Source organism: Microbacterium sp. NPDC090281, from assembly GCF_044769635.1.
Lineage (GTDB): Bacteria > Actinomycetota > Actinomycetes > Actinomycetales > Microbacteriaceae > Microbacterium.
Genome location: NZ_JBIVYH010000001.1, coordinates 2,474,642 through 2,494,013, shown reverse-complemented (window position 1 = coordinate 2,494,013; position 19,372 = coordinate 2,474,642). Strand labels below are relative to the sequence as shown.

General features: G+C 68.5%; 20 protein-coding genes. All 20 read left to right on the top strand.

Features of this window, described 5'->3' with window-relative positions; all coding sequences use genetic code 11:
• Positions 1–25: 25 nt before the first annotated feature.
• The 20 genes from pyrR (at position 26) to ACIQTX_RS11880 (ending at position 19,371) form a co-directional block, all read left to right on the top strand.
• Positions 26–556 carry a bifunctional pyr operon transcriptional regulator/uracil phosphoribosyltransferase PyrR gene (gene pyrR / locus ACIQTX_RS11975; RefSeq protein WP_402972327.1) on the top strand — a complete coding sequence of 177 codons (531 nt, stop codon included), beginning with the start codon at positions 26–28 and terminating at the stop codon, positions 554–556.
• Entirely contained in the window at positions 553–1,518 is a 966-nt protein-coding gene (locus ACIQTX_RS11970; RefSeq protein WP_028501831.1) for an aspartate carbamoyltransferase catalytic subunit, read from the top strand. Before pyrR ends, ACIQTX_RS11970 begins: the two co-directional genes overlap by 4 nt.
• Positions 1,515–2,819: a dihydroorotase gene (locus tag ACIQTX_RS11965; protein ID WP_028501832.1), complete on the top strand. Its 1,305-nt coding sequence runs from the start codon at positions 1,515–1,517 to the stop codon at positions 2,817–2,819. Before ACIQTX_RS11970 ends, ACIQTX_RS11965 begins: the two co-directional genes overlap by 4 nt.
• The gene (locus ACIQTX_RS11960; protein WP_105525341.1) at positions 2,816–3,328 is read left to right on the top strand and encodes a hypothetical protein; all 513 of its coding nucleotides are present in this window, start codon (positions 2,816–2,818) and stop codon (positions 3,326–3,328) included. Before ACIQTX_RS11965 ends, ACIQTX_RS11960 begins: the two co-directional genes overlap by 4 nt.
• Positions 3,325–4,503 carry a glutamine-hydrolyzing carbamoyl-phosphate synthase small subunit gene (gene carA / locus ACIQTX_RS11955; RefSeq protein WP_402972325.1) on the top strand — a complete coding sequence of 393 codons (1,179 nt, stop codon included), beginning with the start codon at positions 3,325–3,327 and terminating at the stop codon, positions 4,501–4,503. The genes ACIQTX_RS11960 and carA overlap by 4 nt, the downstream gene beginning before the upstream one ends.
• Complete coding sequence (carB, locus tag ACIQTX_RS11950) at positions 4,503–7,790, top strand: carbamoyl-phosphate synthase large subunit (RefSeq protein WP_402972324.1); 3,288 nt, start codon at positions 4,503–4,505, stop codon at positions 7,788–7,790. The genes carA and carB overlap by 1 nt, the downstream gene beginning before the upstream one ends.
• Entirely contained in the window at positions 7,787–8,632 is an 846-nt protein-coding gene (pyrF, locus tag ACIQTX_RS11945; protein ID WP_402972323.1) for an orotidine-5'-phosphate decarboxylase, read from the top strand. Before carB ends, pyrF begins: the two co-directional genes overlap by 4 nt.
• Entirely contained in the window at positions 8,625–9,536 is a 912-nt protein-coding gene (gmk, locus tag ACIQTX_RS11940) for a guanylate kinase (RefSeq protein ID WP_402972322.1), read from the top strand. The genes pyrF and gmk overlap by 8 nt, the downstream gene beginning before the upstream one ends.
• 65 nt (positions 9,537–9,601) lie before the next feature.
• On the top strand, positions 9,602–9,856 hold the full coding sequence (gene rpoZ, locus ACIQTX_RS11935; protein WP_017204385.1) for a DNA-directed RNA polymerase subunit omega: 255 nt from the start codon (positions 9,602–9,604) through the stop codon (positions 9,854–9,856).
• 88 nt (positions 9,857–9,944) lie between these two features.
• Entirely contained in the window at positions 9,945–11,138 is a 1,194-nt protein-coding gene (gene metK, locus ACIQTX_RS11930; RefSeq protein WP_402972321.1) for a methionine adenosyltransferase, read from the top strand.
• Positions 11,139–11,154: 16 nt separating this feature from the next.
• Positions 11,155–13,113 carry a primosomal protein N' gene (locus ACIQTX_RS11925; RefSeq protein WP_402972320.1) on the top strand — a complete coding sequence of 653 codons (1,959 nt, stop codon included), beginning with the start codon at positions 11,155–11,157 and terminating at the stop codon, positions 13,111–13,113.
• Between the two features lie 18 nt (positions 13,114–13,131).
• Complete coding sequence (gene fmt, locus ACIQTX_RS11920) at positions 13,132–14,052, top strand: methionyl-tRNA formyltransferase (protein ID WP_402972319.1); 921 nt, start codon at positions 13,132–13,134, stop codon at positions 14,050–14,052.
• Complete coding sequence (locus tag ACIQTX_RS11915; protein WP_402972317.1) at positions 14,049–15,545, top strand: RsmB/NOP family class I SAM-dependent RNA methyltransferase; 1,497 nt, start codon at positions 14,049–14,051, stop codon at positions 15,543–15,545. The genes fmt and ACIQTX_RS11915 overlap by 4 nt, the downstream gene beginning before the upstream one ends.
• A gap of 4 nt (positions 15,546–15,549) precedes the next feature.
• Positions 15,550–16,230, top strand: a complete 681-nt coding sequence (gene rpe, locus ACIQTX_RS11910; protein WP_105525350.1) for a ribulose-phosphate 3-epimerase — start codon at positions 15,550–15,552, stop codon at positions 16,228–16,230.
• Entirely contained in the window at positions 16,227–16,490 is a 264-nt protein-coding gene (locus ACIQTX_RS11905; RefSeq protein ID WP_017202142.1) for a phosphoribosyl-ATP diphosphatase, read from the top strand. The genes rpe and ACIQTX_RS11905 overlap by 4 nt, the downstream gene beginning before the upstream one ends.
• A 38-nt stretch (positions 16,491–16,528) precedes the next feature.
• Positions 16,529–17,371 carry an ATP phosphoribosyltransferase gene (gene hisG / locus ACIQTX_RS11900; RefSeq protein ID WP_402972314.1) on the top strand — a complete coding sequence of 281 codons (843 nt, stop codon included), beginning with the start codon at positions 16,529–16,531 and terminating at the stop codon, positions 17,369–17,371.
• Positions 17,371–18,132, top strand: coding sequence for an imidazole glycerol phosphate synthase subunit HisF (gene hisF, locus ACIQTX_RS11895; protein WP_402972312.1), 762 nt, complete (start codon positions 17,371–17,373; stop codon positions 18,130–18,132). Before hisG ends, hisF begins: the two co-directional genes overlap by 1 nt.
• Positions 18,129–18,509, top strand: coding sequence for a phosphoribosyl-AMP cyclohydrolase (hisI, locus tag ACIQTX_RS11890; RefSeq protein ID WP_402972310.1), 381 nt, complete (start codon positions 18,129–18,131; stop codon positions 18,507–18,509). Before hisF ends, hisI begins: the two co-directional genes overlap by 4 nt.
• Positions 18,506–19,093: a Trp biosynthesis-associated membrane protein gene (locus tag ACIQTX_RS11885; RefSeq protein WP_105525354.1), complete on the top strand. Its 588-nt coding sequence runs from the start codon at positions 18,506–18,508 to the stop codon at positions 19,091–19,093. Before hisI ends, ACIQTX_RS11885 begins: the two co-directional genes overlap by 4 nt.
• Before the next feature lie 47 nt (positions 19,094–19,140).
• On the top strand, positions 19,141–19,371 hold the full coding sequence (locus tag ACIQTX_RS11880) for an HGxxPAAW family protein (RefSeq protein WP_402972308.1): 231 nt from the start codon (positions 19,141–19,143) through the stop codon (positions 19,369–19,371).
• Position 19,372: the final 1 nt, after the last annotated feature.

The window sequence follows — 19,372 nt, the reverse complement described above, 5'->3', positions numbered from 1 at the left end:
TGTGAGGCGGAGAAGGGAGCGGCCGATGAGCATGCGCACTGTGCTGCACGAAGCCGACATCTCACGAGCGCTGACCCGTATCGCGCACGAGATCCTCGAATCCAATCGAGGATCCGAGAACCTCGTCCTGCTGGGCATTCCGACCCGCGGCGTCACTCTCGCTCATCGCCTGGGCACGCTCATCAGCGAGATCGCGCAGCAATCCGTCCCGGTCGGTGCGCTCGATGTCACGCTCTTCCGCGACGACCTCGCCAAGCACCCGACCCGTTCCCCGCAGCCCACCGAGATCCCGGTCGGCGGCATCGACGGCAAGACCGTGGTGCTCGTGGACGATGTGCTCTTCTCCGGTCGCAGCATCCGCGCCGCGTTGGACGCGATCCAGTCGATCGGACGCCCCGCCGTCGTGCGACTGGCGATCCTGGTCGACCGCGGGCACCGCGAGCTTCCGATCCGCCCCGACTACATCGGCAAGAACATCCCCTCGGCCCGCACCGAGCGCGTCAACGTTCGTCTCCTCGAGAACGATGGCGCCGAGGAGGTGACGATCGGCGAATGAGACACCTCCTCGACACCCGTACCCTCGACAGGGCGACCGCCCTTCGCATCCTCGACGTCGCCGAGGACATGTCCGACACGCAGTCGCGTGAGGTCAAGAAGCTCCCGACGCTGCGCGGCAAGACGGTCGTGAACCTCTTCTTCGAGGACTCGACCCGGACGCGCATCTCATTCGAAGCCGCAGCCAAGCGGCTCTCCGCCGACGTCATCAACTTCGCGGCGAAGGGCTCGAGTGTCTCGAAGGGCGAGAGCCTGAAGGACACCGCGCAGACGCTGGAGGCCATCGGCGCAGACGCTGTCGTCGTCCGCCACCCCGGCTCCGGCGCCCCGCAGACCCTCGCCACCAGCGGCTGGATCTCGGCCGGTGTGGTCAATGCCGGCGACGGCACCCACGAGCACCCGACGCAGGCACTGCTCGACGCATTCACCATCCGCAAGCGCCGCTTCGGCGCCGAGAGCCGCGGTCGCGACCTCAGCGGTCTGCGGGTCGTCATCGTCGGCGATGTGCTGCACTCGCGGGTCGCCCGCTCCAACGTCTGGCTGCTCACCACGCTCGGCGCGGAGGTCACGCTCGTCGCGCCGCCGACCCTGGTTCCGCAGAACGTGTCCCTCTGGCCGGTCCGCGTCGTCTACGACCTCGATCAGGCGCTGGCCGAAGACCCGGACGCGGTGATGATGCTGCGCATCCAGCTGGAACGGATGAACGCCGCATATTTCCCGACTGAGCGGGAGTATTCCCGTCGCTGGGGTCTGGACGCGCGGCGTGTGGCAGGCCTGCCGGCAGGTAGCATTGTGATGCACCCCGGACCCATGAACCGGGGACTGGAGATCTCCTCGGAAGCAGCCGATTCCCCCCGCTCGACGGTGCTGGAACAGGTCACGAACGGGGTATCCGTCCGCATGGCGGTGCTGTACCTGCTGCTGGCAGGAGAACGAGACGACGAACGAGGGGGAGACCTGTGAACGAGACCCTCGTCATCACCGGTGCACAGCTGCTCGGTGCCGAGAGCGCCGACATCATCATCGAAGACGGCCGGATCGCCGAGATCGGCACCGGGCTCACGCGCTCCGGCGCCCGCGTCATCGACGCGGCGGGGCTCGTCGCCCTGCCGGGCCTGGTCGACCTGCACACGCATCTGCGGGAGCCGGGCTACGAGGCATCGGAGACGATCCTCACCGGTACGAGGGCTGCGGCCGCCGGTGGTTTCACCGCCGTCTTCGCGATGCCCAACACCTCGCCGGTCGCCGACACCGCGGGTGTCGTAGAGCAGGAGCTCGCACTCGGAGAAGCGGCGGGGTACGCCACGGTGCAGCCCATCGGCGCCGTCACTGTGGGCCAGAAGGGCGAGCGCCTCGCTGAGCTGGGCGCGATGGCGACGTCCCGCGCACAGGTCCGCGTCTTCAGCGACGACGGCTTCTGCGTGTTCGACCCGCTCATCATGCGCCGTGCACTGGAGTACGTGAAGTCGTTCGACGGTGTCATCGCCCAGCATGCGCAGGACCCCCGTCTCACTGAGGGCGCGCAGATGAACGAGGGCACGGTGTCGGCCGAGCTGGGCCTCGCAGGCTGGCCCGCAGTCGCCGAGGAATCGATCATCGCCCGCGACGTATTGCTCGCCGAGCACGTCGGTTCGCGACTGCACGTCTGCCACCTCTCGACCGCCGGTTCCGTGGACATCATCCGCTGGGCCAAGAAACGCGGCATCAACGTCACTGCCGAGGTCACCCCGCATCACCTGCTGCTGACCGACGAGCTGGTGCGCGGATATGACGCGCGCTACAAGGTCAACCCGCCGCTGCGTCGGGAAGAGGATGTGCTCGCCGTGCGCGAGGGCCTCGCCGACGGCACGATCGACATCGTCGCCACCGACCACGCACCGCACCCGAGCGAGCACAAGGCGTGCGAGTGGCAGGCCGCCGCGAACGGCATGGTCGGTCTCGAGAGCGCGCTTCGCGTCGTGCACCAGTCGATGGTGCAGACCGGCCTGCTCGAGTGGGCCGACATCGCGCGGGTGATGAGCGCGGCCCCGGCGCAGATCGGGCGGCTCGCCGGACACGGCACGCCGCTCGAGGTCGGACAGCCCGCCCAGATCACTCTGTACGACGCCTCGGTCGACGGCGTCTTCACCGAGGCCGACCTCCACGGTCGGAGCGTCAACTCGCCGTACCTCGGCCGCGCTCTCCCCGGACGGGTGGAGTACACGATCCACGGCGGCATCCTCACGGTCGACGGCGGCAGCGTCGTCGAGGAGCTTCGCGCATGAGCGCTCGGGATCTGGCCGTCGCGATCACGATCGCGTTCGCACTCCTCGTGCTGCTGGTCATGCTCCTCGCCTGGCGACGACGAATCCGCCGCGATTCCGCGTTCACGGCCCCGCTGGGTGTCCCTGAGCACGCAGAGGTCGCCCGCCGCGACGAGGTGCTGTACGTGTCGACGACACGGCACGAGCAGCCGCTCGAGCGTCTCGCGGTGTCGCCCCTCGCGTACCGGGCACGCGGCGAGCTCGCGCTCACGGATCGCGGCATCGCCCTCTGCCTCGACGGCGCACCGACGGTCTTCCTGGCGAAGGATCGGCTCGTCGCCATCGACCGCGCCACGGTCACGATCGACCGTGTCGTGGAGCCCGGCGGTCTCGTGCGCATCGCCTGGAGCATCGACGACGACACGATCGTCGACAGCTACCTGCGCCTCGCCACCGGCGACCCCAAGAACCTCATCTCCGACCTGCAGCGGCTCGTCCCCGCCGCCCCCTACACAGGAGCAACGTCATGACACTCTCGACAAACTCCGGGCAGACCCCCGCTGCCCAGCTTCCCGATCCCGCCGTCCTCGTCCTGGAAGACGGCACCCGCCACACCGGACGCGCGTACGGCGCTCGCGGGCGCACTCTCGGTGAGGTCGTCTTCGCCACCGGCATGTCCGGATACCAGGAGACGATCACAGACCCGTCCTATGCGGGACAGATCGTGCTGCAGACCGCGCCGCACATCGGCAATACCGGCATGAATGACGAAGACGCCGAGTCGCGCCGCATCTGGGTCGCGGGCTACATCGTGCGCGACCCCTCGCGCGTCGTGTCGAACTGGCGCGCGAACGCCTCCCTCGACGACGTGCTCGTGGAGGACGGCATCGTGGGGATCAGCGGTATCGACACGCGGTCGATCACCCGCCACATCCGCTCTGCCGGCTCCATGCGCGGCGGCATCTTCTCCGGTGCCGACGCGGCGCTCGACCCCGAGGAGCAGGTGCGCATCGTCCGCGAAGCGCCCGAGATGGCAGGACGCAACCTGTCGGCCGAGGTCTCGGTCGACGTCGCGACCGTGACGACCGCCATGGGGGAGCGGATCGGCAACCTCGCCGTGCTCGACCTCGGCGTCAAGCAGGCGACGATCGACAATCTCGCCGCGCGCGGCTTCGAGGTGCACGTGCTCCCGCAGAGCGTCACGATCGACGAGATCCGGGCGGTCGACCCTGTCGCCGTCTTCTACTCGAACGGGCCCGGCGATCCTGCGGCCTCCGGCGACCACGTCGAGCTGCTGCGCTCGGTCCTCGATGACGGCCTTCCGTTCTTCGGGATCTGCTTCGGCAACCAGCTGCTCGGTCGTGCGCTGGGTCTCGGCACCTACAAGCTGCCGTTCGGTCACCGCGGCATCAACCAGCCGGTGCTGGACAAGCAAACCGGCAAGGTGGAGATCACCGCCCACAACCACGGCTTCGCAGTCGAGGCTCCGATCGAGGGCACCTTCGACAGCCCGAACGGCTACGGCAAGGTCGAGGTCAGCCACGTCGGCCTCAACGACAACGTGGTCGAGGGGCTCCGCGCACTCGACATCCCCGCCTTCTCGGTGCAGTACCACCCCGAGGCGGCAGCGGGCCCGCACGACGCCAACTACCTCTTCGACAGGTTCCGCGACCTGGTCATCGCAAGCCAGAAGGACTCCAAGTAATGCCCAAGCGCGACGACATCAAATCCGTCCTCGTCATCGGCTCCGGCCCGATCGTCATCGGTCAGGCCTGCGAGTTCGACTACTCAGGCACCCAGGCGTGCCGTGTGCTGCGCGAGGAGGGCGTCCGGGTCATCCTGGTCAACTCCAACCCGGCCACCATCATGACCGACCCCGACTTCGCCGATGCCACGTACATCGAGCCGATCACATGGCAGGTCATCGAGACGATCATCGCCAAAGAGCGTCCCGACGCGATCCTGCCGACACTCGGTGGCCAGACCGCGCTGAATGCGGCGATCGAGCTGCACAATCACGGCATCCTCGAGAAGTACGACGTGGAGCTCATCGGCGCCAGCTTCGAGGCGATCAACAAGGGCGAGGACCGCCAGATCTTCAAGCAGCTGGTGCTCGACGCCGGTGCCGACGTGGCCGACTCCCGCATCGCGCACACGATGGACGAGGTACTCGCTGCGGCCGGCGAGCTCGGCTACCCGGTGGTCGTCCGCCCCAGCTTCACGATGGGCGGCCTGGGCTCCGGCTTCGCCTATGACGAGAAAGACCTGCGTCGTATCGCCGGCGCGGGCCTGCGCGACTCGCCCACCACCGAGGTGCTCCTGGAGGAGTCGATCCTCGGCTGGAAGGAGTACGAGCTCGAGCTCATGCGCGACACGGCCGACAACACGGTCGTCGTCTGCTCGATCGAGAACGTCGACCCGGTCGGGGTGCATACGGGCGACTCGATCACGGTCGCGCCCGCACTGACTCTCACCGACCGCGAGTACCAGAAGATGCGCGACATCGGCATCGACATCATCCGCGCCGTCGGGGTCGACACCGGAGGCTGCAACATCCAGTTCGCGGTCGACCCCTCGAACGGGCGCATCATCGTCATCGAGATGAACCCGCGCGTCTCGCGGTCCAGCGCCCTGGCATCCAAGGCCACCGGCTTCCCGATCGCGAAGCTCGCGGCCAAGCTGGCGCTCGGCTACCGTCTGGACGAGATCCCGAACGACATCACGGGTGTGACGCCGGCGAGCTTCGAGCCGACGCTCGACTACGTGGTCGTCAAGGTTCCGCGCTTCGCGTTCGAGAAGTTCCCGGCCGCCGACGCGACGCTGACCACGACCATGAAGTCCGTGGGCGAGGCCATGGCGATCGGCCGCAACTACGCGACCGCGTTGCAGAAGGCGCTCCGCTCGCTGGAGAAGCGCGGGTCGAGCTTCCACTGGGGTACGGAAGATCGCTCGATGGAAGAGCTTCTCGAGATCTCGAAGATCCCCACCGACGGCCGCATCGTCACGCTGCAGCAGGCGCTACGCAAGGGCGCGACCATCGAGCAGGCCTTCGAGGCGACAGCGATCGACCCCTGGTTCCTCGACCAGATCGTCCTGATCAACGAGGTCGCCGAGATCGTCCGCGCGGCCCCCGAGCTGGATGCCGCCACGCTCCGCTACGCCAAGGAGCATGGCTTCTCGGACGCTCAGCTCGCCGAGCTCCGTGGCACGACCGAGGCAGAGGTGCGCGGCGTCCGCCACGGTCTCGGCGTCCGCCCGGTCTTCAAGACGGTCGACACCTGCGCCGGAGAGTTCCCGGCTCTGACGCCGTACCACTACTCGAGCTACGACTTCGAGACCGAGGTCGCCCCTTCCGATCGCACCAAGGTCGTCATCATCGGCTCAGGCCCGAACCGCATCGGGCAGGGTGTCGAGTTCGACTACTCGTGCGTGCATGCCTCGTTCGCGCTGTCGGACGCCGGGTTCGAGACCGTCATGGTCAACTGCAACCCGGAGACCGTGTCGACCGACTACGACACCTCCGACCGCCTGTACTTCGAGCCGCTGACGCTCGAAGACGTGCTGGAGGTGCTCGACGCGGAAGCAGCGAGCGGAACCATCCTCGGAGTCGTGTGCCAGCTGGGCGGCCAGACGCCGCTCGGACTCGCGAAGGGCATCGAGGCCGCCGGTTACACCGTTCTCGGCACCAGCCCCGAGGCGATCGACTTGGCCGAGGAGCGCGAGCTCTTCTCCCGGCTGCTCGACGAGGCAGGTCTGGTCGCACCGCGCAACGGCACCGCGATCGACGCGGACGGCGCCGTGCGCATCGCCGAGGAGATCGGCTACCCGGTGCTGGTGCGCCCGAGCTTCGTGCTCGGGGGCCGCGGCATGGAGATCGTGTACGACACCGCCTCGCTGCGTGACTACTTCGTGCGCACCGCCGGCGAGGTCATCATCGAAGAGGGCAAGCCGCTCCTGGTGGACCGCTTCCTCGACGACGCGATCGAGCTCGATGTCGACGCGCTCTACGACGGTACAGACCTGTACATCGGCGGCGTCATGGAGCACCTCGAAGAGGCGGGTATCCACTCGGGAGACTCCAGCTGCACGCTGCCGCCGGTCTCGCTCGGACGCACCGACGTCGACCGCGTGCGCGAGGCGACCCTCGCGATCGCGAAGGGTGTGGGAGTGCGTGGACTGCTGAACGTGCAGTTCGCCATCAGCGCCGGCGTGCTCTACGTCATCGAGGCGAACCCTCGCGCCAGCCGCACCGTGCCCTTCGTGTCGAAGGCGCTCGGGATCCCGATGGCCAAGGCCGCAAGTCGCATCATGACGGGTTCCACGATCGCTGAGCTGCGCGCCGAGGGCATGCTGCCGGAGCAGGACGGCTCGCGTGTTCCGCTCGACGCCCCGGTCTCGGTCAAGGAGGCCGTGCTGCCGTTCAAGCGGTTCCGCACCGCCGACGGCAAGACCGTCGATTCCGTGCTCGGCCCGGAGATGCGCTCCACCGGCGAGGTCATGGGCATCGACCGCGACTTCCCGACCGCCTTCGCGAAGAGCCAGGCCGCAGCCTACGGCGGCATGCCCACGTCGGGGACCGTGTTCATCTCGGTCGCCGATTCGGACAAGCGCGCCGTGATCCTCCCGGCGCACCGACTGCAGCAGCTCGGGTTCACGATCGTCGCGACGGAGGGAACCGCCGAGATCCTCTCCCGCAACGGCATCGCCGTCACCGTCGTCGAGAAGTACAGCGAGACGCAGGAGTCGGGAGCGAAGAACATCGTCGACCTCATCAACGAGGGCGCGATCGACATCGTCGTGAACACTCCGTCAGGCGGGGCTGCCCGTGCCGACGGGTATGAGATCCGCGCAGCGGCAGTGGCCGCTGACAAGGCGCTGTTCACCACGATGGCGGTGCTCGGCGCCGCCGTGAGCGGGATGGACGCCGCCCATGAGGGCTTCCAGGTCAAGAGCCTCCAGGAGTACGCGTTGGACCGGAAGGCGGCACTGTGAGCGAACGCTTCGGCGAGCGGGTCCGAGCCGCGCTGCACACGCGGGGACCGCTCTGCGTCGGAATCGACCCCCACGCCGCGCTGCTCGCGGCGTGGGGGCTGACCGACGATGCGCAGGGCGTCCGCGAGTTCGGATTGCGCACGGTCGAGGCGGCCGCGGGACGGGTCGGTTTCGTGAAGCCCCAGGTCTCGTTCTTCGAGCGTTTCGGGTCTGCGGGCATCGCGGCCCTGGAAGACGTCCTCGCCGCGTCTCGCGCGGCCGGCCTGATCGTCATCGCTGATGCCAAGCGCGGCGACATCGGCTCGACGATGGACGACTACGCCCGTGCCTGGCTCACTCCCGGTTCGCCTCTGGAGGCGGATGCTCTCACTGTGAGCCCCTTCCTCGGAGTGGGTGCTCTCGATGGGACCTTCACCCTCGCGGAGAAGTACGGGAAGGGCGTGTTCGTGCTCGCCGCGACCAGCAACCCCGAGGCCGAAGGGCTGCAGCGCTCCACCGGTTCCACTGACGCGACGGTGTCGGCATCGGTCATCGCCGAGGTCTCCGCGCGCAACGCCGAGCTCTCTGCGGCAGGGGAGTGGGGGAGCTTCGGCTTCGTCATCGGCGCGACCGTCGACTGGATGCAGGCGGGTATCGAACCCTTCGCTCCGGCGGCACCCATCCTCGCCCCTGGCTTCGGCGCTCAGGGGGCGACGCCCGCCGATCTCCGCCCCCGGTTCGGTGAGATGTCTGCTGCGGTGATCGCGAGCGAGAGCCGCAGCATCCTCTCCGCCGGCCCTGCTGATCTGCCCGAGGCGATCTCCGCACGGGCCTCCGAGTATCTCGAGGTGGCCGGTGTCTGACGCTCAGCGCACGGTTCCCGAGGTCGACAGAGCCGCGGCCGCCCGCCGCGCTGTCGAGCGCCGCCGCGCCAGAGCCTCGGTCAAACGAGACCTCACGATGCGCGTGGTGACACCGCAGACGGTCATCCATCGCGCGTCGGCGGATGCCGACTCGGTCGAGGGTTCGATGCGCATCACCGACTTCCTGCTGGCCCTCCCGGCGATCGGCGCCGGCAAGCGCGACCGCGTGCTCGAAGAGCTGCACATCTCGCCGGTCAAGCGTCTCGGTGGTCTCGGCGCCCGCCAACGCCGGGTGCTGGAGACGTGGCTCGACTCCCGCTTCCCCGTGCCGACCCCCCGCGAGGCGCGGAGCCGTCTGCTGGTTCTCGCAGGCCCCACCGCAGTGGGGAAGGGGACGGTCGCCGCGCACATCCGCGAGAACAACCCGGAGATCCACCTGTCAGTCTCGGCTACGACCCGGCCTCCGCGGCCGGGTGAGATCGACGGCGTGCACTACTACTTCGTGGACGACGCCGAGTTCGACCGGCTGATCGCCGACGACGAACTGCTCGAGTACGCCGTGGTTCACAACCGATCCCGCTACGGCACGCCGCGCGCACCGATCGACGCCGCGCTGGCCGAGGGCAAGACGGTCCTGCTCGAGATCGATCTGCAGGGCGCACGTCAGGTTCGGCGCGCCGAGCCGTCGGCGACGCTGATTTTCCTGCTGCCCCCGAGCTGGGACGAACTCGTGCATCGACTGGTCGGACGAGGCACAGAAGATGCCGAGGAGAGGGCCAGACGACTGCGCACCGCGAAGGTCGAACTCGCCGCTCAGAACGAGTTCGATCACCTCGTCGTGAACGAGGACGTCGCCACTGCGGCTCGCGAGGTCGTAGAATTGTCTACAAGCTCTGCGCGCTGAGCGTCTTCGCGCGCCTTTCGCACCGTCTTCGCGACGATCTCGTCGCCTGATCAGGAGGTCTCATCATGGCCGGACACAACAACGGAATCATCGATCCCCCCATCGACAACCTGCTCGACCGCGTCGACTCGAAGTACGAGCTCGTGATCTACGCCGCCAAGCGCGCGCGCCAGATCAACGACTACTACTCCGACCTGCACGAGGGAAACCTCTTCGACAACGTCGGCCCGCTCGTGGACTCCTCGGTCGAGGACAAGCCGCTCACCATCGCGCTGCACGAGATCAACGAGGACAAGCTCCGCCTGCGTCACGCAGAGTGATATTCGAGACCGCGCCTCCCGTCTGTCGGAGGCGCGGTCCAGAATGGGTGCAACACCCTCCTTCCGTCCGTCCCGTTCTGGAGTATCGATGAGCGCCTTGCGTCTGTTCACGTCCGAGTCCGTCACCGAAGGGCACCCGGACAAGATCTGCGACCAGATCTCGGACAGCATCCTCGACGGTCTCATCGCGAAGGACAAGGGTTCTCGCGTCGCCGTCGAGACGCTCGTCACGACGGGCCTCGTGCATGTGGCGGGTGAGATCCGCACCGACGCCTATGTCGACATCCCCACGATCGTCCGCCAGGTCGTGAACGGGATCGGCTACACCTCCAGCGACACCGGCTTCGATGGTTCTTCCTGCGGCGTCAGCGTCTCGGTGGGGGAGCAGTCGACCGACATCGCCCACGGTGTCGACAGCGCGCAGGAGCACCGCGACGGATCATCCGTCGACCCGCTCGACGCTCTCGGCGCCGGCGACCAGGGCATCATGTTCGGTTTCGCGACGAACGAGACCCCGCAGCTCATGCCGATGGCCGCGTGGACTGCACACCGTCTCGCTGAGCGTCTCACCGAGGTGCGTCGCAGTGGTGCACTGCCGTTCCTGCGCCCCGACGGCAAGACCCAGGTCACGCTCGGCTACGACGGCTTCACGCCGAAGACGGTCGACGCGGTCGTGGTCTCCACTCAGCACCACCCGGACATCTCTCAGGAAGAGCTCCAGGCGCAGGTCCGCGAGCACGTGATCGACCCGGTGCTCGAGACGACAGGCCTCGACCTCGATGACGTCACCTTCTACATCAATCCCGCTGGTCCCTTCGTGACCGGTGGCCCCAAGGGTGATGCCGGTCTCACCGGACGCAAGATCATCATCGACACCTATGGGGGAGCAGCACGCCATGGCGGCGGTGCCTTCAGCGGCAAAGACCCCTCCAAGGTCGATCGTTCCGGTGCCTACGCGACCCGGTGGGTGGCGAAGAACGCGGTGGCAGCGGGCCTCGCAGATCGCCTCGAGGTTCAGGTCGCTTACGCGATCGGCGTCGCTCGGCCCGTCGGGCTGTACGTCGAATCGTTCGGCACCGGCAAGGTGTCTGACGAAGCCATCACCCGTGCGATCAACGAGGTGTTCGACCTGCGTCCTCAGGCCATCATCGAGCAGCTCGACCTGCTGCGCCCGATCTACGCACAGACGGCCGCCTACGGGCACTTCGGCCGCGAGCTCCCCGACTTCACCTGGGAGCGCACCGACCGCGCCGAAGAGCTGCGCCGCGCTGCCGGGCTCTGATGGGACCGCGGTCCTGATGCCTCCGGAGAGCCGGCGCATCGCGCGCGTGCTCCTCGATTCACCCCTGCCGCAGCTCGACCGACTGTTCGACTACGCCCTTCCGGCCGAGTTGGGCGACGTGCCCCTGGGCGTCCGCGTGCAGGTGCCGCTGCGTACCGCAGGGCGGATGGTCGACGGCTACGTCGTCGAGATCGACACCGAGGACGACGCGGACCGGGCGCTCTCGGAGGTCGAGAGCGTGGTATCCACGGTGCCGGTGCTCCCGGAACGACTGCACACCCTCGCGCGACGTGTCGCGGATCGGGCCGCCGGTTCCGCCTCCGACGTGCTGCGACTGGTGATCCCGAAACGTCAAGTGCGCGTGGAGAAGGCCTGGACCCGCGACACACCGGCCGAGACACCCGATGCTGAGGCACTCGTGCTGGCGGAAGACACCGTCAGCCTTTACGAAGGCCTCGATGCCGTCCTCGACTCGGGCGGTCGTGCGGCAGTGGAGGCGATTCCCCAGCTGGTCGACGGAGTGCAGGGATGGGCGAGGCTGCTGGCATCCTCCGCGGCGCGGATGCTCGCCGCCGGCAAGTCGTCGATCATTGTCGTCCCCGACAGCCGAGACCTCGACCGACTCCTGGGCGCGCTCGAGACGCTCGTTCCTGCCGAGGCGGTGGTGCGTCACGACTCCCGGCAGACCAACCCCGACCGCTATCGCGGCTTCCTGCGCACTCTCGAAGATGCCCCGTGCATCGTGGTGGGAAACCGCTCGGCCGTCTATTCTCCGGTCGTGGCTGGCCTGGTGGCGCTCTGGGACGATGGCGACCCGCTTCTGGGGGAGCAGCTGGCCCCCTATGTCAACGCGCGAGATGCGGCCCTGCTTCGGCAGGAGCTCGAGGGCTCAGCGCTCCTGTTCGCCGGACACACCCGCACGACCGATGTGGAACGTCTCGTCGTCCTCGGCTGGCTGCACGACGTCAGGGCAGCGCGCCGCGTGCTCCCGCGCGTCGTGCTCAGCACACCACAGGAGATGGAGCAGCCCACGGCGCAGCGGATGCCGTCGTCCGCATTCCTCGCCGCCCGCAACGCGGCCGCAGAGGGGCCGGTGCTCGTGCAGGTCTCGCGGCCGGGGTTCTCTCCGTCACTGGTGTGCGCGGAGTGCCGGGCTCCGGCCCGATGCGCCCACTGCGGCGGTCCTCTCGGCGCGAAGCATCGTGGTGCCGTCCCCGTGTGCGGGTGGTGCGGTCGCGCGGCGAGTGCCTGGGCGTGCTCATCCTGCTCTTCCACGAAGCTGCGCCTCGCCTCGTCAGGGAGCGAGCGCACCGCTGACGAACTCGGTAGGGCGTTCCCTGGTGTGCGCGTGATCGTCGCGGACGGCGCGCACCCGGTGGAGCGTGTCCCGGCCAAACCTGCGCTGGTGGTCGCGACCCGCGGCGCAGAACCGATCGCCGAAGGCGGTTACCGCGCAGTCGTCCTCCTCGACGGCCCGCGAATGCTCCAGGCGCCCGATCTGCGTGTCGCCGAGTCCTGTCTGCGCTGGTGGTCGAACGCCGCTGCGCTGGCGGCGCCCGGTGCCCCCATCCATCTCGTCGGAGTGAACGGTGCAGTGGCCAAGGCGCTGGCGACGTGGAATCATGCCGCCCATGCCCGATCCGAGCTCGAGAGCAGAGCCCCTCTGCACATGCCCCCGACGACCCGGGTCGCGCTGGTCCAGGGCTCGGTTCTCGCGGTCGGCAACGCTCTCGCCGCCCTCGCCGAACTCGCCCTGCCTCCGGGCGCGGTGCTCGGCCCGGTCCCCGTCGAATCAGATGACGTCCCACCCCGCGTGCGGGCGCTCGTCAGGTTCGACTACGGCGCGGGGCCCCGCGTGGCCACAGCGCTGCGCGCGGCCGTAGTCGCCGAGGCCGTGAGCGGCCGCCGCAGAAAGGGGCGTGCGACCAAGAGCACGCTCTCCGTCCGCCTCGATATCCTCGAACCAGAGCTCTGACCCTTCCGGAGAACCTTCATGCGCCTCGTCTTCGCCGGCACACCATCCGCCGCCGTGCCCACGCTCCGTCGTCTCACGGCGTCCCACGACATCGCCGCGGTCGTCACTCGACCTGACGCGCCACTCGGGCGTCGTCGCGTGCTGACCCCGTCTCCCGTGGCCCAGGCCGCCGTGGAACTGGGTCTCCCCGTTATCAAGACCGCCCGACTCGACGATGCCGCGACCGCGGACATCTCGGCCCTGCAGGTGGAGCTCGGTGTGATCGTGGCTTACGGCGGGCTGGTGCGCGAGCCTCTGCTCTCTGCGCCGACGGCTGGCTGGATCAACCTGCACTTCTCGCTGCTGCCGGCCTGGCGTGGAGCCGCGCCCGTCCAGCGTGCGCTGATCGCCGGAGACGAGGTGCTCGGTGCCAGCGTCTTCCAGCTCGTCGCTGAGCTCGATGCCGGCGACGTCTTCGCCACGCGGGAGGTCGACGTCGTCGCGACGGCGACAGCCGGCGAGGTGCTCGAGGCCCTCGCGGTGGATGGAGCAGAGCTCACGGCCGACGTCGTGTCCGCGATCGCGGACGGCACGGCGAAAGCGGAGGCCCAGAGGGGAACGCCGACCTTCGCCGCGAAGCTCACTCTCGCCGACGGACTGCTCGACTGGAACCAGTCGCTCGACGCCGTGTTCGCGCGTTTCCGCGGGGTCACTCCCGAGCCCGGCGCGCACACGACCGTCGGAGGGCAGCCGCTCAAGGTGCTCGAGGCCGTGCCCGCCCCGGATGCCGAACCACTGGCACCCGGGCGCTTCCGCGGAACCAAGACCGCACTCCAGATCGGCACGGCCACCGGAGCATTGGCCGTCTCACGGCTCCAGCCGGCAGGCAAGGGAGCGATGAACGCGGTCGACTGGTGGCGCGGACAGCGCGGCGGCGAAGAGCTGCAGGCCGGATCATGAGCGACGAGGGACGGAACAAGCGGTCGTCGCAGGCGCAGGGTCGACGCACACCGCGACACGGGGATGGCGAGGGGCGGCGCTCCGAGCAGCGTGGGCCGACACGGACGGTACAGCCGGCGAGACGTGTGGCCTACGACGTGTTGCGAGCCGTGTCGGAGACGGACGCCTACGCGAACCTGGTGCTTCCCTCCGCCATCGCCGAAGCGCGACTCAATCCGCAGGATGCCGCACTCGCGACCGAGCTCACCTACGGCACACTGCGTCGACTCGGCACCTATGACGCGATCATCGCAGCTGCGGCCGATCGCCCGGCCGACAGCATCGATTCAGCCGTGCTCGATGCGCTGCGGCTCGCGGTTCACCAGCTGTTCGCCACGCGCGTCGCGTCGCACGCGGCGGTGAACGAGTCGGTGAACCTCGTCGCACTGGCATCCGGCCGCGGGGCCTCGAGCTTCGCGAACGCGGTTCTTCGCCGCATCACACGGGATTCGGCCGAGCAGTGGCAGGAGCGGATCGAAGAGCAGGCGCGGTCGGATGACGAGAGACTGGCGCTGCGGTCCGCGCATCCGGTCTGGGTGATCAGGGCCCTGCGTCGGGCACTGGCCGCCGAGGGGCGTGGCGATGAACTGGAAGCGCTGCTCGAGGCCGACAACGCCTCGCCAGAGGTGACTCTCGTCGCGCTGCCGGGGCTGGCAGAGCCGGGTGAGCCCCATCTTCCCTACGCGCCGACCGCGTTCGTCTCCCCTGGGGGCGACCCGCGCCGGTCGGTCGAGGCGTCCGGTGGCACGATCCGCGTGCAGGACGAGGGCTCCCAGCTGGTGGCCCTCGCGCTGGCCGGCGCCATGCCCATCACCGCGGGGGAGCGGTGGCTCGACCTCTGCGCCGGTCCCGGCGGCAAGACCGCACTGCTCGCTGCGATCGCCCGCGAACACGACGTCACGCTCGAGGCGAACGAGGTCGTCCCCGTGCGTGCGCGCCTGGTGCGCAAAGCCCTCAGGGCGGTCCCCGGCGAAGTGGTCGTGCACGAGCAGGACGGCCGCGAACTCGGCGCCGCACGCATCGGAGAGTTCGACCGCATCCTCGTGGATGCCCCGTGCACGGGTCTCGGCGCGCTGCGTCGTCGTCCGGAGGCGCGCTGGCGCAAGACGCCGGCCGACGTCGCGGAGTTGGTTCCACTGCAGGCGGAGCTGCTCTCCGCGGCGCTGGACGCCCTCGCACCCGGCGGGATCGTCGCCTACGTCACCTGCTCCCCGCATCTCGCCGAGACGACCGGTGTCGTGAGAGAGGTGCTGCGCGAGCGCACCGATGTCGTCGAGCTCGACGCTCGGGCGGTGATCGCCGACGTCGCATCGTCCCCGATCGACCTCGCGGAGGAGGGGCGCGCGGGCTCGGGTAGTGCCCAGCTCTGGCCGCACCGCCACGGTACCGACGCGATGTTCCTCGCGCTGCTCCAGCGCTCCGCAACGGTGAACACCTCAGGGAAGGAAAGGTAAGACCGTGGAACTGCCTCGCGCCCCGCGCATCAACCCGAGCATTCTGGCCGCCGACTTCGTGAACATGCAGGCCGATCTCGCCCGGATCGCCACCGCGGACTTCGCACACGTCGACGTGATGGACAACCATTTCGTGCCGAATCTCACTTTCGGCACCCAGATGGTCGAGCGGATCCAGGCGACCAGTCCGATCCCGCTCGATGTCCATCTGATGATCACCGACCCGGAGCGATGGGCTCCCGAATATGCGGAGATCGGCGCGGCGAGCGTCACGTTCCACCTCGAGGCCGCTGCGGATCCTGTCGCGCTCGCCCGTCGCCTGCGCGACATCGGCACGCGCGCCGGTGTCGCCGTGAAGCCGGCCACCCCCGTCGACTCGCTCTACGACGTGCTCGACGAGTTCGACCAGATCCTCGTGATGACCGTGGAACCGGGCTTCGGAGGTCAGGGATTCATGCCCGAGACGATGCCGAAGCTTCGCGCCCTCGCCGACGAGGCCCGACGGCGCGGATCGCAGGTCTGGCTCCAGGTCGACGGTGGCATCTCCGACCGTACGATCGAGATCGCAGCCGCTGCCGGGGCCGACACGTTCGTTGCGGGATCCGCCGTGTACGGCGCCGATGATGTCGAGGCAGCCGTCACCCGGCTGAGAGACCTCGCCCGAGCCGCTAGCCTGGAACCGTGAAGACTTTCGACGAGCTGTTCGCCGAGCTCAGCGTCAAGGCCGAGACCCGCCCTGAGGGATCCGGGACCGTCGCCGAGCTCGACGGCGGCGTGCACACGATCGGAAAGAAGATCGTCGAAGAGGCCGCCGAGGTGTGGATGGCGTCGGAGTACGAGTCCGACGAAGCCGCAGCCGAAGAGATCTCGCAGTTGCTTTATCACGTCCAGGTGATGATGCTCGCGAAGGGCCTCAGTCTGCAGGACGTCTACCGACATCTGTGATGCGCTCCGTTCCGATCCCCTCGAACTGAAAGCCATCCATGCTGCGCATCGCTGTTCCCAACAAGGGCTCGCTCTCCGAGACCGCCGCCGACATGCTCGCCGAAGCCGGCTATGCCGGTCGACGTGACCCCAAGACCCTCCATGTCATCGACGCCGAGAACGACGTCGAGTTCTTCTTCCTCCGCCCCAAGGACATCGCGACCTACGTGGGTTCCGGCGCGATCGATGTGGGGATCACGGGTCGTGACCTGCTCATCGACGCCAGGATGCCGGGTGCGCGTGAGATCGAAGCTCTCGGCTTCGCCGGCTCCACGTTCCGGTTCGCTGCACCGACGGGCCGTTATACCGATGTGTCCGAGCTCGATGGTCTGCGCATCGCGACCTCGTATCCGGGCCTGGTGGATGCGTTCCTCGACGAGCGCGACATCGCGGTCGACCTCGTGCCGCTCGATGGGGCCGTGGAGTCCGCGGTCCGACTCGGTGTCGCCGACGCGGTCGCGGATGTGGTCGAGACCGGAACAACCCTGCGTCAGGCGGGGCTGGAGGTCTTCGGACCGGTCATCCTGCAATCCGAAGCCGTGCTCATCGCCGGGCCGGTCGACGCCGAAGGTGCCGACACGCTCCTGCGTCGCCTCCGTGGTGTCATGGTCGCGCGGCGCTTCGTGATGATCGACTACGACCTTCCGGTCGCGCTTCTCGATGACGCGGTGAAGATCGCCGGTGGCGTCGAGTCGCCGACCGTCTCGCCGCTGCGGGATCCCGAGTGGGTCGCAGTGCGGGTGATGGTGGCGCGCACGCGCGTCAACCCGGTGATGGACGCCCTCTACGGGCTGGGCGCGAGGGCGATCCTGGTCACCGCCATCCACAACGCGAGGCTCTGATGACGCTCGCCAGTCGTGTCATCCCTTGTCTTGACGTGGCCGATGGCCGTGTGGTCAAGGGCGTGAACTTCGAGAACCTGCGAGACATGGGCGACCCGGTCGAGCTCGCCAGGCACTATGCCGCGCAGGGGGCGGATGAGATCACCTTCCTCGATGTGACCGCGACAGTGGATGCACGAGCGACGACTTATGACGTGGTGCAGCGCACGGCCGAGCAGGTGTTCGTGCCACTGACCGTCGGCGGGGGAGTGCGCAGCGTCGATGACGTCGCCCGACTCCTGGCGGTGGGGGCCGACAAGGTCGGGGTGAACTCCGCCGCGATCGCGCGTCCTGAGCTCATCGGGGAGATCGCCGACCGGTTCGGCGCCCAGGTGCTCGTGCTGTCGCTCGACGTGAAGCGCGCTTCGACGACGCATTCCGGTTTCGTGGTGACCACGCACGGCGGCCGCACGCAGACCACGCTCGACGCACTCGACTGGGCGCGCGAAGCCACCGAGCGAGGTGCCGGCGAGCTGCTCGTGAACTCGATCGACGCGGATGGCACGCGTGACGGATTCGACCTGGAGCTCGTACGGCTGATGCGTGAGGCGGCCTCCGTGCCCGTCATCGCCTCGGGCGGCGCGGGTCGAGCATCCGACTTCGCTCCCGCCATCAAGGCAGGGGCGGACGCGGTTCTTGCGGCCAGCGTCTTCCACACCGGCGCGCTCACCGTGGGCGATGTAAAAGACGCGCTTCGCGCGGAGGGAGTGCTCGTACGATGACCGACGCAGACGGGCAGACGACTTCTGTCGAAGAGCGCATCGCCCAGGTCGCCTTCAACGCCGATGGTCTGGCCCCCGTGATCGTGCAGCAATGGGACACGCGCGAGGTGCTCATGCTCGCGTGGGTGGATGCCGAGGCGCTCCGACGCACACTGACTTCGGGGCGGGCCACCTACTGGTCGCGCTCCCGCCAGGAGTACTGGCGCAAGGGTGACACGTCCGGGCACATCCAGGTCGTGCACGAGGCGCGTCTGGACTGCGACGGGGATGCGATCCTCCTTCTCGTGGCACAGACGGGCCCTGCCTGCCACACCGGTACGCGCACCTGCTTCGACACGAACGATCTCGAGGCGTTCGCGGGAACGGATCAGTCATGACCTTCGCGCAACGCGGTCGCTCGCTCTCCGTCTCCGGCTTCCTTCTGGCCGGCGCGATCGGCATCATCTCATCGACCCAGACCTGGTTGACGGTGGAGCGTGCGGATGCGGGCGAGGCGATCCTGGTCCCCGGGGCATCCGCACTCGTGCTGCTGGCTCCACTCAGCCTGGCTGTCCTCGCTCTCGGCGCCGCACTGTCGATCGCCGGCAAGGTGGTGCGCCTGGTGTTCGGAGTGCTCGCGGCAGCGACGGCACTGTTCCTCGGCTGGTCGACGCTCCAGCTGCTCCTCAGCGAACCCTTCGGCGCTGTGGCAGCCACCGTGACCGATGTCACGGGTCTTGCCGGCGGCGATGCGGTCCACGAGGTCGTGGTGAGCATCGTCCCGTCTGCCTGGCCGTACATCGCTCTGGTCGGCTGGGCGATCTTGCTCGTCGCCTCGATCGTCGTCTTGACGACCTGGCGCGGCTGGAAGGCCGGCGGGCGACGGTATCGCACCGATCACGTCGATGTCGCCCACGACGGTCCCGTCGACGCGGTCGATTCCTGGGACGAGCTGTCCCGCGGAACCGATCCGACGCGTTGACCCCGATAGACTTGTCACGAACTGCACGTCGTCCCCCGGAGGAGAACATGACCAACCCGATCGCCGATCCCGGCCACGGACACTCGCCTGCAGCCTGGACCGCCGTCGTCATCATGCTGGTCGGCGTCACCGCCGGCACCGTCGCATTCTGCTTCGAGCAGCCGACCCTCGTCGTGATCTCGGTCGCGCTCGTCCCGATCGGCGCGATCGTCGGGTGGGCGCTCTCGAAGGCCGGCTACGGCGTGAAGGGTCCGAAGTACGCTCCGAAGGCGCACTAAT

What these genes read in the sequence shown, in the direction of transcription:
- pyrR (WP_402972327.1), top strand. Translation starts at nt 26, where the DNA reads ATGAGCATGCGCACTGTGCTGCACGAAGCCGACATCTCACGAGCGCTG.
- carB (WP_402972324.1), top strand. Translation starts at nt 4,503, where the DNA reads ATGCCCAAGCGCGACGACATCAAATCCGTCCTCGTCATCGGCTCCGGC.
- ACIQTX_RS11880 (WP_402972308.1), top strand. Translation starts at nt 19,141, where the DNA reads ATGACCAACCCGATCGCCGATCCCGGCCACGGACACTCGCCTGCAGCC.
- rpoZ (WP_017204385.1), top strand. Translation starts at nt 9,602, where the DNA reads ATGGCCGGACACAACAACGGAATCATCGATCCCCCCATCGACAACCTG.
- hisF (WP_402972312.1), top strand. Translation starts at nt 17,371, where the DNA reads ATGACGCTCGCCAGTCGTGTCATCCCTTGTCTTGACGTGGCCGATGGC.
- hisI (WP_402972310.1), top strand. Translation starts at nt 18,129, where the DNA reads ATGACCGACGCAGACGGGCAGACGACTTCTGTCGAAGAGCGCATCGCC.
- metK (WP_402972321.1), top strand. Translation starts at nt 9,945, where the DNA reads ATGAGCGCCTTGCGTCTGTTCACGTCCGAGTCCGTCACCGAAGGGCAC.
- ACIQTX_RS11925 (WP_402972320.1), top strand. Translation starts at nt 11,155, where the DNA reads ATGCCTCCGGAGAGCCGGCGCATCGCGCGCGTGCTCCTCGATTCACCC.
- ACIQTX_RS11970 (WP_028501831.1), top strand. Translation starts at nt 553, where the DNA reads ATGAGACACCTCCTCGACACCCGTACCCTCGACAGGGCGACCGCCCTT.
- carA (WP_402972325.1), top strand. Translation starts at nt 3,325, where the DNA reads ATGACACTCTCGACAAACTCCGGGCAGACCCCCGCTGCCCAGCTTCCC.
- ACIQTX_RS11915 (WP_402972317.1), top strand. Translation starts at nt 14,049, where the DNA reads ATGAGCGACGAGGGACGGAACAAGCGGTCGTCGCAGGCGCAGGGTCGA.
- ACIQTX_RS11960 (WP_105525341.1), top strand. Translation starts at nt 2,816, where the DNA reads ATGAGCGCTCGGGATCTGGCCGTCGCGATCACGATCGCGTTCGCACTC.
- fmt (WP_402972319.1), top strand. Translation starts at nt 13,132, where the DNA reads ATGCGCCTCGTCTTCGCCGGCACACCATCCGCCGCCGTGCCCACGCTC.
- ACIQTX_RS11885 (WP_105525354.1), top strand. Translation starts at nt 18,506, where the DNA reads ATGACCTTCGCGCAACGCGGTCGCTCGCTCTCCGTCTCCGGCTTCCTT.
- hisG (WP_402972314.1), top strand. Translation starts at nt 16,529, where the DNA reads ATGCTGCGCATCGCTGTTCCCAACAAGGGCTCGCTCTCCGAGACCGCC.